Source organism: Streptomyces sp. NPDC018031 (assembly GCF_044327625.1).
GTDB lineage: Bacteria > Actinomycetota > Actinomycetes > Streptomycetales > Streptomycetaceae > Streptomyces.
On sequence record NZ_JBIRFT010000002.1, the window covers coordinates 690,949 to 704,370 of the forward strand.

Consider the following 13,422-nt stretch of genomic DNA (forward strand, 5'->3'; position numbering starts at 1 on the left):
CCGGGCTTCCCGGCGGGCCGCGGCGGGCCGGTCCGGGCCGCGTCCGCGGCGGCCCGGGCCGGCACCTGAGGAGGAGAACGTCCCCGAGATGTCCCTGAGGCGCTGCCGGACCGTGGCCCCGGGCCGCGGCGGAGGTGCAGGATGGAAGGGCGACAGCCCCCACCGGCAGGAGGATCCCGATGCTGACCGACACCGTGTGCGTCGCGCTCTCCGCGGGCGGCCTGGCGATCGCCCTGCTGACCGCGTACCGCAGGCGCTTCCTCGCCGCGACGCGGATCGCCGCCTACGCGCTGATCCCGGTCGGCCTGGCGATGACCGGAATCCTGGACTGGATCAACGACCTGGTGTTCGACCCCGGGGTCTGGCTGGGCTTCGTGGTGCTGGGGCTGTCCTGGCTGCTGTTCACGGTCAGCCGGACGGTGGAGCGCCGGCGCGCCGGCCCGCAGGGCCCGGCCGGGCAGGTATCCGGGCGGGCCGCGCCGCAGATCCGGCCGGCGCGTTCCCCGGGCGGGGGCAAGGACCGGGAGGGGACGGGGGCCGCCGGAGGCCGGAAGCGGACCGGGTCCCGGACGGGCTCCGGCGACGACGAGTTCTCCGACATCGAGGCGATTCTCAAGAAGCACGGCATCTGACCCCGGATACCGCGAACAACCGCCCGAAAGAGGTGCGTTGGTCGCGGGTGGGCGGGCACCTGGGCGATGATCTGCCGCGAGATGGTGCACAACCCGGGGGAACCGCCCCCTGTCCAGCGACCCCCCGTCCCGCCGAGCCAGGAGCGGCGGGGCTGTCTCTTCGCGCTCTCCCAGCCGCCGCTGATGCTCTTCCTGACCGTGATCGGCACGCTGCTGCTGCTCGCCGCCGTGCACGACCTCTACCGGTGGTGACCGGGTGCCCGGCCGCCACCGGTGGTGACCCGGTGCCCCACCGCCACCGGGCGGTGCGGGCTGCGGCCCCGGCGGTGGCGCCGGGGCCGGCGGGTTACTCCGCGGCCTCCCGGCGGCGTGCCCGGTAGGCGGCGACGTGCAGCCGGTTCCCGCAGGTCCGGCTGTCGCAGTAGCGCCGCGAGCGGTTGCGTGACAGGTCCACGAAGGCCCGCCCGCAGTCCGGTGCCTCGCACCGCCGCAGCCGTTCCCGTTCGCCCGCCACGACCAGGAAGGCCAGCGCCATCCCGCCGTCCGCGGCGAGGTGGTCGGCGACCGAGGCCCCCGGCGCGAAGTAGTGGACGTGCCAGTCGTAGCCGTCGTGGTCGGTCAGCCGGGGCGTGGTCCCGGCGGCGGCGACCATCGCGTTGAGCAGCTCGGCGGTGCTTCTGGTGTCCGGTGAGGAGAACACCGCGGTGAACTTCTCGCGCACCGCCCGGACGGCCGCCAGATCGCGCGCGCCGAGCGTCCCCACGTCGCTGATGTCGTTGCGCTCGACGAAGCGGTGCAGGTCGGCGACGTCGGTGAGGTCGTCGCGGTCCTCGCCCTGCGGTGCGGTGTTCACCAGATCGACGACGGCGTCGAGTGCGCACCGGGTGTCGTGGTTGATCAGCACGGGTTGGTCCCCCTGGCCGGGCCTGGTCGGCGATGGCTGCTCAGCGAGTGCCCTTCGATCTGGCCGACTCTAGCGGCTCCGCACGTGACGGTGCCGTCGCCGCGGGTATCCGCGGCGACGGCACCGTCGTCCGTGCTGTGCGTTTCCTGCTCCTGGTCCGCCGTCTCCCCGAGTCGGACGGCGGCTGTCAGCTCACCCCGGGCCCCCTCAGCTCTCCGCCAGGATGTGGGAGAGCTCCGTGTCGAGGTCGAAGTGGCGGTGCTCGGTGCCGGGTGGCACGGCGGCGTCGGTTCGCTTGAGGAACGATTCCAGGGCCCGCGCCGGGGCCTCGAGGAGTGCCTCGCCTTCCGGGGAGCTGAGGGCGATGCAGACGACGCCCTGACCGTGGCTGCGAGACGGCCAGACACGGACGTCGCCGGTGCCCGTGGGCCGGTGCAGGCCCTCCGCGAGAAGGTCGCGGGCGAACACCCACTCGACCGTCTCCTCGGCTCCGGTGTGGAAGGTGGCGTGCACGGCATAGGGATCGGCCGTGTCATACCGCAGGCCCGCGGGTACAGGCAGTGAGGACTCGCTCGATACAACGAGGCGCAGGTGCAGCTCGCAGCTGACCGTGGTGTTCATAAGCGCCAGGGCCTTTCGCTCAGTGTGCGCTCGGGGATTCGCACGTCGGCGAAATCGACATGCCACCTACGGTGCCGTTGTAAACCCCTCTGCCCGTTTTGTGGGTCTTCCGGTACCCCGGGCGGCCCAGTCGCCGACCGCCTCGTACCGCCGTTCCGGTGACTCGGCCGCATCGGGTAGTTTGGATACATGAATGCGGAGAGTGACGGTCGGCAGGGGGTCGCGAAGGCGACGGGCGCCACTGCCGTGACGGGGGACGGCGCGACAGCGGAGCCGGTGCTCGGCTCCAAGGCGCCGCAGTTCATCCAGAGGTCCCGGGCCCTGCACAGGAGCTGGCAGGTCGGGGTCTTCATCGTGGGTCTCGTGGTCGTCGTGGTCGGCATCATCATGCTGCCGCTGCCCGGCCCGGGCTGGGTCGTGATCTTCGGTGGCATGGCGATCTGGGCCACCGAGTTCGTCTGGGCGCAGCTGGTGCTGCGCTGGACCAAGCGGAAGGTGACGGAGGCGGCCCAGCGGGCGCTCGACCCGCGCGTCCGCAAGCGGAACCTGATCCTGACCACGATCGCGCTGGTGATCTGCGCCGCCGCGGTGGCGGTGTACGTCTGGAAGTTCGGCATCGTGATGCCCTGGAAGATCGAGGAGTGATCCCGGCCGCACCCGGCTGGTCAAAGGCACGGCCTGACATGCGCTAATGTTGGGCCTGCGCCCGGGCGATTAGCTCAGTGGGAGAGCGCTTCGTTCACACCGAAGAGGTCACTGGTTCGAACCCAGTATCGCCCACCCGGACCGAGGGCCCGGAGGTTCACACCTCCGGGCCCTCGGCGTTTCCGCGCCCCCGCCGCGGCGCAGACTCCCCCTCATGGACTGGTGCCACTACCGCTTCCGGACCCACTGGGACATCGGCGCCCCGCCGGACGCCGTCTACGCGGTGCTCGCGGTGGGGGAGGAGTACCCGCGGTGGTGGCCGCAGGTGCGCGCGGCCACCCGAACCGACGACCACGGCGGCACCGCCCGCATCCGCTCCCTCATCCCGTACGACCTGACGGTGACCGCCCGCGAGGAGCGGCAGGACCCGGTGGCCCGGGTGCTCCAGGTCGAACTCGGCGGCGATCTGCGGGGCTGGGCGCGGTGGATCGTGACCCCGCGCGGCTCCGGCACCCGCGCCTACTTCGAACAGCAGGTGGTGGTGCGCAAGCCGCTGCTGCGCCGGCTCGCCGTCCCCGGCCGCCCCTTCTTCCGCGCCAACCACGCCCTGATGATGCGCCGCGGACGGCACGGACTGCGGGCCCGGCTGGCGGCCGGTGGCGGTCGCCGGAACGCGGTTTGAACGAATGCCGCCGCGACCTGTATTGTTCAGGACGTTCCGCCGGGGAGAAACCGGCCGGACACCGGGGCGATTAGCTCAGTGGGAGAGCGCTTCGTTCACACCGAAGAGGTCACTGGTTCGAACCCAGTATCGCCCACCCCGAGAAGGCCGGGCCGCCGGACAGGCGGTCCGGCCTTCGCCGTGTCCGCCCCGGTTTCACCGCCGGTTCGCCGCCGGCGAGCGGGCGGCTCGTCCGTCAGGCCGCCGCACGTACCGCCGGGCGCAGCGGCCACGCCGGATCGCAGACCTCCTCCGACCCGTTCCGCGCGAACCACGCCTGCAGGCCGCGCGCCTGCGCCGCGTACCAGACGGCCTGCCGGGTGTGCAGCTCCGCCGCCGTCTGCCCCTCAAGCCGGGACGCGAACCGGCGGCCGATCGCCCGCACCACCTCCAGCGCCGCCACCGCGTCGGCGGCCGCGTCGTGCGCGCCGGTGAGCTCCACCCCGTAGTGCGCGCACAGATCCGTCAGGGTCCGGCGGCCCTTGCGGTAGCGGTCCAGGTGCTTGTCCAGCACCCGCGGGTCCAGCACGCACAGCGACCCGGCCGACAGATAGGCGTACAGCCCGGAGTTGCGATGCCGCTTCAACTCCCGGTCCAGCAACGTCAGATCGAAGGGGGCGTTCATCACCACCAGCGGGGTGCCGCGCCCCCACTGCTCGGCCAGCCCCCGCGCCACCTCCTCCATCACCGGCGCCGGCCACCGCCCGTGGCGCTGCAGATGGGACTCGGTCAGCCCGTGTATCGCGGTCGCCGCCTCGGGCACCGGGACCCCCGGGCTCACCAGCCAGCGGAGCACCTCCGGCACCCCGCCGGGCATCCGCTGGACGACCAGGGCGGCGGACACGATCCGGTCGTTCTCCACATCGACCCCGGTCGTCTCCGTGTCGAAGGCGGCGAGTGGCCCCTCGAACCAGCACGGCATGGCCCCAACTCCTCGTGCTCGCTTGCCGGATGGCACCTGACGAACCCCGCCCGAGCAGGTGATACCCGAGGAGCGCCAGAATCGAACCGTCCCGGTCCGGCATCGTTTGCGCGCCATCCGCCGCGGAGACAACACCGGTGTACGGAAGCGGCACTCGGCCGGTCGGTCACCGACCGGACCCGCAACACCCGGAAGGCCCTGGGGACATGGCGCTCGCGCAGCCCGACCCGGTCAGACCCGTCGCCGACCCACCGGCCGGCCCGCAACGCGGCCGGCTCGCCACCACCGCCTGCATGGAGACCCTGCAGGTGGGCTATCTGCACGCGGTCGCGGCCGCGGCCGGCTGCTCACTGGCCCAGCCCTTCCCGGACAACGGCATCGACTGGCACCTCAGCCACGCCGCGCGCGGCCACCTGGTGGACGACGAGGTGACCATCAAGGTGCAGCTGAAGGCGACCTACCAGCTGGCCCCGCAACCGCCGGGCCCCACCTTCGGTTTCAGCCTCGACAACGACCACCTGGTCAAGCTCGCCCGCAGCCCGGTCTCGGTGCACAAGATCCTGGTGGTGATGATCGTGCCCCGGAGCCGGGAGGACTGGCTGCGGGCCGGCCACGACCGGCTCGCGCTGCGGCACTGCTGCTACTGGGCCAACCTGGCGGGGCACCCGGTCACCGGGCGCCGCCGGACCACCGTGCGGATCCCCACCTCGCGCGTCTTCGACGACCGGGCGCTCTGCGAGATCATGACCCGGGTCGGGGCGGGAGGGAGACCCTGATGGACCTGCCGACCGACGACGGGGCCCCGGCCCTCCCGCCGCCCGAGGCGGTCGACCCCGGTGTGCTCGGGGCGCTGCTGAGCCGGCACGGCTGGCGGCGGCGCGGCGGAGCGCCCGGCCGCTACGGCCGCTGGACCCCGCCCGGCCCGTCCGCCGGCGGCACCAGTCTGCTGGTGCCGGAGAGCCGGGACTTCCCGGACAGCGTCGACCTGCTCGCCGAGGCACTCACCGCGCTGGCCCGCAGCAGCGCCCCCACCGCCCGGGAGGTGCTCCTCGGACTCGCGGTGCCCAGCGACGAGATCCGCTGGTGGCGCGATGTCCCCGGGCCCGCGGACGGCGCGGGGGCCTCCTGGGCCGAGCAGGAACGGCTGCGCGCCGCCGCCCGCTCGATGCTGCTGGCGGGCGCCCTGGCCACCCGGGAACAGGCCGGGTACCACGGCGCCCGGCACCGCCACGCCGCCGAGGCGGTGCTGGACGGGGTCCTCATCGGACCCGCCGGGGCCGCCGCTCCCGCCGGACGCGCGCTGACCGTGTTCGTCCCCGTCGAGCGCGGCCGGGACGGCACCACCACCCTGCTGCGCGCGCTGTACGCCGCCCGGGACGCGGTGGACTTCCGGCGGGCCACCGGGGACATGGCGGCCTTCGACACCGCGGTGCGGGCCGGGGTGAGCCGGGAGCTCACCGAGGCGCTGGTGGCCCTGGTCAGGGGCACCGAGGGGGCCCGGGTGGAGATCGCCTGGTCCCCGGCGGCCGGGCCGCCGCACGGCTTCACCGCGCACCCGGGGCCGGTGGAGTTCTCGCCCGGTGACCTGCCCGCGCTGCGCCAGGCCGGGGCCCGCTACGCGACCGACGAGCCGTCCGTGCCGGTACGCGTCACCGGGGCCGTGGTCCGGCTGCGCCGCGCGGCGCCCGGCGGCCCCGGCACGGTCCGGCTGCGGGTCCTGGCCGGCGCCGATGTGGCCACCGTGCGGATCGTCCTGGACGAGGCGGACTACCGCGTCGCCGGACACGCGCACCTGGCCGGGCTGCCGGTCCGGGTGTCCGGACGGCTGGAGAGCCGGGGCGGGTTCCGCCGCCTGACCGGGGCGAGCGGGGTCACCCCGGTCCAGGTGGACGAGGCGGAGCGGGACCGGCTGGTCAAGGCGCTCCGGGAGAACCAGGACCTCTTCCGCGAGGCGTGTCCCGACGACCCGGACGCCGGCCCCGGCGGGGCCGTCCCCGGGCGGGGGCCGGCCCGGGCCGGGGGAGACTGACCACCGTGCCGGGGCCACCGCGGCCCCGCGGAACGCGTTTCGCCGTCAGCCCCCGCGGCTCGGTACGATTCACGGTGCGCAGTGTCCGCTGCGACGCATCCATGAGTCAGGAGAGACCGGTGTCAGACGTCCGTGTGATCATCCAACGCGATTCCGAGCGGGAAGAGCGCGTGGTGACCACGGGCACCACGGCGGCGGATCTGTTCCAGGGCGAGCGCTCGGTCGTCGCCGCGCGCGTGGCCGGGCAGCTGAAGGACCTGGCGTACCAGCCGGCCGACGGTGACGAGATCGAGCCGGTCGACATCACCAGCCCGGACGGCCTCGACATCCTGCGGCACTCCACCGCGCACGTGATGGCGCAGGCCGTGCAGGAGCTGTTCCCGGAGGCCAAGCTGGGCATCGGCCCGCCGATCCGGGACGGCTTCTACTACGACTTCGACGTCGAGACCCCGTTCCAGCCCGACGATCTCAAGCGCATCGAGAAGAAGATGCAGGAGATCCAGAAGCGCGGCCAGAAGTTCGCCCGCCGCGCGGTGACCGACGAGGCCGCCCGCGAGGAACTGGCCGACGAGCCGTACAAGCTGGAGCTGATCGGGCTCAAGGGCTCCGCCGCGGAGGCCGCCGAGGGCGCGTCCGCCGAGGTCGGCGCCGGTGAGCTCACCATCTACGACAACCTCGACGCCAAGACCGGCGAGCTGTGCTGGAAGGACCTGTGCCGCGGCCCGCACCTGCCCAGCACCCGGGCGATCCCGGCCTTCAAGCTGATGCGCAGCGCCGGCGCGTACTGGCGCGGCAGCGAGAAGAACCCGATGCTGCAGCGCATCTACGGCACCGCCTGGCCGTCGAAGGACGAGCTCAAGGCGCACCTGGAGTTCCTCGCCGAGGCGGAGAAGCGCGACCACCGCAAGCTCGGGGCCGAGCTGGACCTGTTCTCCATCCCGGAGGAGCTGGGCTCGGGCCTGGCGGTCTTCCACCCCAAGGGCGGGGTGATCCGCCGGGTCATGGAGGACTACTCGCGCAGGCGCCACGAGGAGTCGGACTACGAGTTCGTCAACACCCCGCACATCTCCAAGGCCAACCTCTTCGAGACCTCGGGGCACCTGCCGCACTACGCGGAGTCGATGTTCCCGCCCATGGAGTTCGAGGGGCAGGACTACTACCTCAAGGCCATGAACTGCCCGATGCACAACCTGATCTTCAGGGCGCGCGGGCGGTCCTACCGTGAACTGCCGCTGCGGCTCTTCGAGTTCGGCACCGTCTACCGCTACGAGAAGTCCGGCGTGGTGCACGGCATGACCCGGGCCCGCGGGTTCACCCAGGACGACTCGCACATCTACTGCACCAAGGAGCAGATGGCGGACGAGCTGGACAACCTGCTCACCTTCGTCCTGAACCTGCTGCGCGACTACGGTCTGAGCGACTTCTACCTGGAGCTGTCCACCCGCGACGACTCCCCGAAGTTCGTGGGCGAGCCGGAGGAGTGGGAGGAAGCCACCGAGGAGCTGCGCAAGGCCGCCGAGAAGCAGGGCCTGGAGCTGGTCATGGACCCGGGCGGCGCCGCCTACTACGGTCCGAAGATCTCCGTGCAGGCGAAGGACGCGATCGGCCGTACCTGGCAGATGTCCACGATCCAGGTGGACTTCCAGCAGCCCAAGCGGTTCAACCTGGAGTACACCGCGGCGGACGGCTCCCGGCAGCAGCCGGTGATGATCCACCGGGCGCTGTTCGGCTCCATCGAGCGGTTCTTCGCGGTGCTGCTGGAGCACTACGCGGGCGCCTTCCCGGCGTGGCTGGCCCCGGTCCAGGCGGTCGGCATCCCGATCGGCGACGCGCACGTGCCGTATCTGAAGGAGTTCGCGGCCCAGGCCAAGGCCAAGGGGCTGCGGATGGAGGTCGACGCCTCCTCGGACCGGATGCAGAAGAAGATCAGGAACGCCCAGAAGTCCAAGGTGCCGTTCATGATCATCGTGGGTGACGAGGACGTGGCCAACGGAGCGGTGTCCTTCCGCTACCGCGACGGCTCGCAGAAGAACGGGATCCCCCGCGACGAGGCGCTCGCCGAGATCGTCGACGCGGTGGAGCGTCGCATCCAGGTGTGACACAGGCCCGCGGGAGCGCGGACGGTCGGCTTCCGTCGTCCGCGCGCACGCGGGACCAGGGCCCCGGGCACTGCCCCGGGGCCCTTTCCGCCGCCCGTACGCCATATGCTGGCCCGCATGACGAGTGAGCCGGAGCAGCAGATCGGAGTAGGGACGCCGGACGCGTTCCAGCGCCTGTGGACCCCGCATCGGATGGCGTACATCCAAGGCGAGAACAAGCCCACCGGCCCGGGCGCGGGGGACGGCTGCCCGTTCTGCACCATCCCGGAGAAGTCGGATGAGGACGGGCTGATCATCGCCCGCGGCTCGCACGTCTACGCGGTGCTCAACCTGTACCCGTACAACGGTGGCCACCTCATGGTCGTGCCGTTCCGGCACGTCGCCGACTACACCGAGCTGGACTCCCACGAGACGATGGAGCTGGCGGAGTTCACCAAGGCCGCCATGGTCGCGCTGCGTACCGCCTCCGGCGCGCACGGTTTCAACCTGGGCATGAACCAGGGCAGCGTGGCGGGCGCCGGGATCGCCGCACACCTGCACCAGCACGTGGTGCCCCGCTGGGGCGGCGACACCAACTTCCTGCCGGTCGTCGGCCACACCAGGGTGCTGCCGCAACTGCTCGCCGACACCCGGCGGATGCTCGCCGGCGCCTGGCCGCAGGTCTAGGTCGGCCGTACCGCGACGCGGGAGGGGGGCCGGGATGTCTCCCGGCCCCCCTCCCGCGTCTCTCCCGGCGTCTCCCGCGCGACGGCGGCTACGCGCTGTACTCGTCCGCCTTCTTCGGCGTCGCGTCCTGCACCTGGCCGCTGAGCGCCAGTGCGCGGTTGCCGAACCGCTGGGTGTCCACCCCGTTGTCCTTGAGCACCCGGATCGCCGCCTCGTGGACCACCCGCAGCACCGGGGTCGCCGCGCGCAGCGCGTCGTCGGCCATGAAGCGGTGCCGCCACGGCTTGTCCGCCCAGGCGTGCCGCAGGCCGAAGGGCTCGGGCAGGCTCAGCTTGCCGCCGAGGTAGTCCAGCAGCGGCGGATACCAGGTGAACGGGGCCCGCGCGGCCAGCCGCACCACCTCCTTGGCGTCCACCAGCGGCAGCGGCACGGACTTGGTCTCCCAGAACCTGACCGTCTTGCTGACCGTCTTGGACGGCGCCGACGGCTTGGTGGTGAACAGCGGATGCACCGGGCCGAGCGCGTGCCCGGTCACCTCGATCCGCAGCGTGTTGTGGAGGTACGTCACGGTGGTGAGCATGGTGATCACCAGCTGGCCGTCCCAGAGCACGAACTGCACACCCAGGTAGTGCCGGTCACCGGCGCCGAACTGCTGCTGGTCGCAGATGCGCTGCAGCTCCACGCCCTTTATCTGGAACCCCTCCTCCTCCGTGGTGCCGCCGCGCGCCACCGAGGAGGCGTTCTCGCCGATCGGGGAGACCACCCAGTGCCGCACCGACGGGGTGGGGAACCCCCCGGTGTGCAGGGTGCCGCGCTCCAACAGCCGCAGCTGGTCGTGGATCCCCTTTATGACGTCCCAGCTGCGGAACGGGTGGATGCCGGTGCCGGAGTCGGCCGGCACCAGGTCCTCGGCGAGGTGCCAGCTGCCCCACCGGGTGCCCATGCCGAGTATCCCCTTGCCGCCCGCGTAGAAGACGACGTTGCTGTACTGCTCCGCGGTGAGCTTCTCCAGCCCCTTGCGGAGCTGCTCCGCGGCGCCGCCGGGCGCGCTGGGCACCGCCTCGGGCACCTTGGCGCCGACCCCGCCGCCGGACAGCAGACCGCTCCAGCGCTCCCGCAGGTCCTCCGCGGTGCGTTCGCAGATCCGCTTCGCCAGCCACCAGCCGATCACCGGGGCCACCAGCATCGCCCGCAGGTAGATGCCCCAGAAGCCGGTGAACGGCAGCTTGAGCATGAAGAGGACGGCGAGTCCGGCGAGGACCACCATCGCCGCGGTGCCGGCCGCGCCGATCCGCTTGTCCTGGGAGCCCGCCATCGTCCGGCGCAGCTGGAAGGCGCCGAGCCACAGCAGCACTCCCGGCAGGAACAGCAGCCCGAAGACCACCATCAGACCGGTGAGCCGGGTGTCGCGCTGCTTGCGGATCCGGTTGGCCGCCAAGCAGTGCTCGACCACCGTCTGGGGTTCTATGCCGAAGGACTGGATCAGCTGGCCCCGTGCGCCGCCCAGCATCCGCACCTGCACGGCCCGGGCGAACGCCTCCCCGAGGTTGGGCTCGAACAGGGAGAAGCGGGGTGCCTTGACCTCCGACACCGTCCATTCGGAGTTGGCGTCCAGCAGTTTGGCCACCGGGCTGTCCCGGTAGGCGGCCGAGGCCAGCGCCTGGGTCGCCGCCGTCTGCCCAGCCGCTCCGGAGAGTGGGACCTGTGCCCCGGGACTGAAGTCGAATCCGTCCGTCACCAACGCCCCCAATACCGCGCGCTCTTGAGCTGCGGGCTCCAGGGTATCCGTGCAGGGCCCCGGCTGTCGCCGGGGCATCGGAGCCCGCCCGGACCTCCGGCCCGGGCGGCCCACGAGGTCAGCCGGGGTGCCCCGGCTGTGCGGCCACCCGGTCGGCGACCGCCTGCGGCATCGGTTCATGACGGGCGTAGCGGCGGTCGAACCGCCCGGTGCCGTGCGACAGCGAGCGCAGGTCGATCGCGTACCTGCTGATCTCGACCTCCGGTACCTCGGCGCGGACCAGGGTGATCCCGCCGCCGGACTGCTCGGTGCCCACCACCCGGCCGCGCCGTCCCGACAGGTCGCTCAGCACCGCGCCCACGTAGTCGTCGGAGACCGACACCCGCACCTCGGCGACCGGTTCCAGCAGATGGATGCGGGCCCCGGCGGCGGCCTCCCGCAGGGCGAGGGCGCCGGCGGTCTGGAAGGCCGCGTCGGAGGAGTCCACCGAGTGCGCCTTGCCGTCCAGCAGGGTCACCCGCACGTCCACCAGCGGGTGCCCGGTGGCGACGCCGCGGGCGGCCTGGGCGCGGATCCCCTTCTCCACCGAGGGGATGAACTGCCGGGGCACCGCGCCGCCGACGACCTCGTCCACGAACTCGACGCCGGAACCGTTCGGTAGGGGTTCCACCTCGATCTCGCAGATCGCGAACTGGCCGTGGCCGCCGGACTGCTTCACGTGCCGGCCGCGCCCGCCGGCCCGGTCCGCGAACGTCTCGCGGAGCGCCACCCGGTACGGCACGGTGTCGACCTGGACGCCGTACCGGGAGCGCAGCCGCTCCAGCGCCACGTCCCGGTGCGCCTCGCCCAGGCACCAGAGCACCACCTGGCCGGTGTCCGGGTTCTGCTCCAGACGCATCGTGGGGTCCTCGGCGACCAACCGCGCCAGCCCCTGCGACAGCTTGTCCTCGTCCGGCTTGCCGTGCGCCCGGATGGCGACCGGCAGCAGCGGGTCGGGCATCGCCCACGGCTCCATCAGCAGCGGCCGGTCCTTCGCGGAGAGGGTGTCGCCGGTCTCGGCCCGGCCGAGCTTGGCCACGCAGGCCAGGTCTCCGGCGACGGCCTGCGGCACGGTGCGCTGCTGCTTGCCGAACGGGGCGGTGATCGCGCCGACCCGTTCGTCCACGTCGTGGTCCTCGTGGCCGCGGTCCTCCAGCCCGTGGCCGGAGACGTGGACGGTCTCGTCCGGGCGGAGCGTGCCGGAGAACACCCGCACCAGGGACATCCGGCCGACGTACGGGTCCGAGGAGGTCTTCACCACCTCGGCGGCCAGCGGCCCCCGCGGGTCGCAGGACAGCGGCGGGCACGGGGCGCCCCCGGGGGTGGTGACCTCGGGCGCCGGCCGTTCCAGCGGGGTGGGGAAGCCGCCGGTGATCAGCTCCAGCAGCTCCACGGTGCCCAGGCCCTGCTTCGCCCCGTCGGTGGCGGGCGCCGCGGCGAGCACCGGGTGGAAGGTGCCGCGGGCCACGGCCTTCTCCAAGTCCTCGACCAGGGTCTTCAGATCGATCTCGGCGCCGCCCAGATAGCGGTCCATGAGCGTCTCGTCCTCGCTCTCGGCGATGATCCCCTCGATGAGCCGGCCGCGCGCGGTGGCGAGCAGCGGCTCGTGGTCCGCGGTCGGCGGGGACTCGGCGCGTTCCCCCGACGCGTAGTCGAAGACGCGCTGCGTCAGCAGCCCGATCAGACCGGTCACCGGGGCGTGCCCGTCCGCGCCCGGAGCGCCGCGCAGCGGCAGGTAGAGCGGCAGTACGGCGTCCGGATCGTCGCCGCCGAACGCCTCCCGGCAGATCTCGGTCATCTCCTCGAAGCCCGCCCGGGCCGCTTCCAGATGGGTCACCACCAGGGCCCGCGGCATCCCGACGGCGGCGCACTCCTCCCACACCATGCGGGTCGGACCGGCGATGCCGTCCGCCTCCTGGACCGCGGAGACGACGAAGAGGGCCGCGTCCGCCGCCCGCAGACCGGCCCGGAGTTCCCCGACGAAGTCGGCGTAGCCCGGGGTGTCCAACAGGTTGATCTTGATGCCGCCCCACTCCACCGGGACCAGGGACAGCTGGACCGAGCGATGCTGCCGGTGCTCGATCTCGTCGTGGTCGGACAGGGTGGTGCCGTCCTCCACCCGGCCCGCCCGGTTCACCGCGCCGGTGGCCTGGGCAAGCGCTTCCACCAGCGTGGTCTTCCCGGAACCGCTGTGGCCGACCAGCACCACGTTCCGTACGGAACCGGGCTGGTCGGCCACCGGTGCACCTCCGGCGGCCCCGGGGTGCGTGTTCGTCCTGACGCCCATGTGCCTCGCCTCCCGGTCGACACGTGCGGTACTTCGAGCTTTCCACCGACGTCATCAGCCGTCCATATGTCGCACACCCGGGCGTATCGTGATGCGTTCACTCGGCGCTCCATGCGCGT

Annotated in this window: 13 protein-coding genes and 2 tRNA genes; 10 read left to right on the plus strand and 5 right to left on the minus strand. The window is 72.6% G+C overall.

What is annotated here, in order from left to right; translation table 11 throughout:
* Nucleotides 1-179: 179 nt before the first annotated feature.
* Together ACH4B3_RS09355 and ACH4B3_RS09360 are read left to right on the plus strand one after the other, a co-directional pair.
* Nucleotides 180-632, plus strand: coding sequence for a hypothetical protein (locus ACH4B3_RS09355; RefSeq protein WP_398462136.1), 453 nt, complete (start codon nt 180-182; stop codon nt 630-632).
* A gap of 81 nt (nt 633-713) precedes the next feature.
* Entirely contained in the window at nt 714-884 is a 171-nt protein-coding gene (locus ACH4B3_RS09360) for a hypothetical protein (RefSeq protein ID WP_398462137.1), read from the plus strand.
* Nucleotides 885-978: 94 nt separating this feature from the next.
* On the opposite strand, the gene ACH4B3_RS09365 is transcribed toward ACH4B3_RS09360, so the two are convergent.
* Both ACH4B3_RS09365 and ACH4B3_RS09370 read right to left on the minus strand, forming a co-directional pair.
* Nucleotides 979-1,536 (minus strand): CGNR zinc finger domain-containing protein, encoded by a 558-nt coding sequence (locus ACH4B3_RS09365; RefSeq protein WP_398462138.1) that lies wholly within the window; start codon nt 1,534-1,536, stop codon nt 979-981.
* A 207-nt stretch (nt 1,537-1,743) separates the two neighbouring features.
* Entirely contained in the window at nt 1,744-2,157 is a 414-nt protein-coding gene (locus tag ACH4B3_RS09370) for an SsgA family sporulation/cell division regulator (protein ID WP_003959770.1), read from the minus strand.
* A 189-nt stretch (nt 2,158-2,346) separates the two neighbouring features.
* On the opposite strand from ACH4B3_RS09370, the gene ACH4B3_RS09375 reads away from it, so the two are divergent.
* The 4 genes from ACH4B3_RS09375 (at nt 2,347) to ACH4B3_RS09390 (ending at nt 3,620) form a co-directional block, all read left to right on the plus strand.
* Complete coding sequence (locus ACH4B3_RS09375; protein WP_398462139.1) at nt 2,347-2,802, plus strand: TIGR02611 family protein; 456 nt, start codon at nt 2,347-2,349, stop codon at nt 2,800-2,802.
* A gap of 63 nt (nt 2,803-2,865) precedes the next feature.
* Nucleotides 2,866-2,937 (plus strand) — tRNA-Val (locus ACH4B3_RS09380).
* A 79-nt stretch (nt 2,938-3,016) separates the two neighbouring features.
* The gene (locus ACH4B3_RS09385; protein WP_398462140.1) at nt 3,017-3,484 is read left to right on the plus strand and encodes an SRPBCC family protein; all 468 of its coding nucleotides are present in this window, start codon (nt 3,017-3,019) and stop codon (nt 3,482-3,484) included.
* Between the two features lie 64 nt (nt 3,485-3,548).
* Nucleotides 3,549-3,620: transfer RNA gene (locus ACH4B3_RS09390), tRNA-Val, on the plus strand.
* A gap of 99 nt (nt 3,621-3,719) precedes the next feature.
* On the opposite strand, the gene ACH4B3_RS09395 is transcribed toward ACH4B3_RS09390, so the two are convergent.
* On the minus strand, nt 3,720-4,445 hold the full coding sequence (locus tag ACH4B3_RS09395; RefSeq protein ID WP_398462141.1) for a 3'-5' exonuclease: 726 nt from the start codon (nt 4,443-4,445) through the stop codon (nt 3,720-3,722).
* 206 nt (nt 4,446-4,651) lie between these two features.
* Here ACH4B3_RS09395 and ACH4B3_RS09400 point away from each other — a divergent pair, with 206 nt between their 5' ends.
* The 4 genes from ACH4B3_RS09400 (at nt 4,652) to ACH4B3_RS09415 (ending at nt 9,239) form a co-directional block, all read left to right on the plus strand.
* A complete protein-coding gene (locus tag ACH4B3_RS09400; protein WP_398462142.1) occupies nt 4,652-5,221 on the plus strand; it encodes a DUF4365 domain-containing protein in 570 nt (189 codons plus the stop codon).
* Entirely contained in the window at nt 5,221-6,474 is a 1,254-nt protein-coding gene (locus ACH4B3_RS09405) for a hypothetical protein (RefSeq protein WP_398462143.1), read from the plus strand. The genes ACH4B3_RS09400 and ACH4B3_RS09405 overlap by 1 nt, the downstream gene beginning before the upstream one ends.
* A 119-nt stretch (nt 6,475-6,593) precedes the next feature.
* On the plus strand, nt 6,594-8,573 hold the full coding sequence (thrS, locus tag ACH4B3_RS09410) for a threonine--tRNA ligase (protein WP_398462144.1): 1,980 nt from the start codon (nt 6,594-6,596) through the stop codon (nt 8,571-8,573).
* A 105-nt stretch (nt 8,574-8,678) separates the two neighbouring features.
* The gene (locus ACH4B3_RS09415; RefSeq protein ID WP_398462145.1) at nt 8,679-9,239 is read left to right on the plus strand and encodes an HIT family protein; all 561 of its coding nucleotides are present in this window, start codon (nt 8,679-8,681) and stop codon (nt 9,237-9,239) included.
* Nucleotides 9,240-9,327: 88 nt separating this feature from the next.
* Here the strand turns inward: ACH4B3_RS09415 and ACH4B3_RS09420 are convergent, their stop codons facing one another.
* Nucleotides 9,328-10,980 (minus strand): hypothetical protein, encoded by a 1,653-nt coding sequence (locus ACH4B3_RS09420; protein ID WP_398462146.1) that lies wholly within the window; start codon nt 10,978-10,980, stop codon nt 9,328-9,330.
* Nucleotides 10,981-11,095: 115 nt separating this feature from the next.
* A complete protein-coding gene (locus tag ACH4B3_RS09425; RefSeq protein WP_398462147.1) occupies nt 11,096-13,303 on the minus strand; it encodes an elongation factor G-like protein EF-G2 in 2,208 nt (735 codons plus the stop codon).
* Between the last annotated feature and the right edge of the window lie 119 nt (nt 13,304-13,422).

What these genes read in the sequence shown, in the direction of transcription:
- ACH4B3_RS09415 (WP_398462145.1), top strand. Translation starts at nt 8,679, where the DNA reads ATGCTGGCCCGCATGACGAGTGAGCCGGAGCAGCAGATCGGAGTAGGG.
- ACH4B3_RS09355 (WP_398462136.1), top strand. Translation starts at nt 180, where the DNA reads ATGCTGACCGACACCGTGTGCGTCGCGCTCTCCGCGGGCGGCCTGGCG.
- ACH4B3_RS09395 (WP_398462141.1), bottom strand. Translation starts at nt 4,445, where the DNA reads ATGCCGTGCTGGTTCGAGGGGCCACTCGCCGCCTTCGACACGGAGACG.
- ACH4B3_RS09375 (WP_398462139.1), top strand. Translation starts at nt 2,347, where the DNA reads ATGAATGCGGAGAGTGACGGTCGGCAGGGGGTCGCGAAGGCGACGGGC.
- ACH4B3_RS09425 (WP_398462147.1), bottom strand. Translation starts at nt 13,303, where the DNA reads ATGGGCGTCAGGACGAACACGCACCCCGGGGCCGCCGGAGGTGCACCG.
- ACH4B3_RS09405 (WP_398462143.1), top strand. Translation starts at nt 5,221, where the DNA reads ATGGACCTGCCGACCGACGACGGGGCCCCGGCCCTCCCGCCGCCCGAG.
- ACH4B3_RS09400 (WP_398462142.1), top strand. Translation starts at nt 4,652, where the DNA reads ATGGCGCTCGCGCAGCCCGACCCGGTCAGACCCGTCGCCGACCCACCG.
- ACH4B3_RS09360 (WP_398462137.1), top strand. Translation starts at nt 714, where the DNA reads ATGGTGCACAACCCGGGGGAACCGCCCCCTGTCCAGCGACCCCCCGTC.
- ACH4B3_RS09370 (WP_003959770.1), bottom strand. Translation starts at nt 2,157, where the DNA reads ATGAACACCACGGTCAGCTGCGAGCTGCACCTGCGCCTCGTTGTATCG.
- ACH4B3_RS09385 (WP_398462140.1), top strand. Translation starts at nt 3,017, where the DNA reads ATGGACTGGTGCCACTACCGCTTCCGGACCCACTGGGACATCGGCGCC.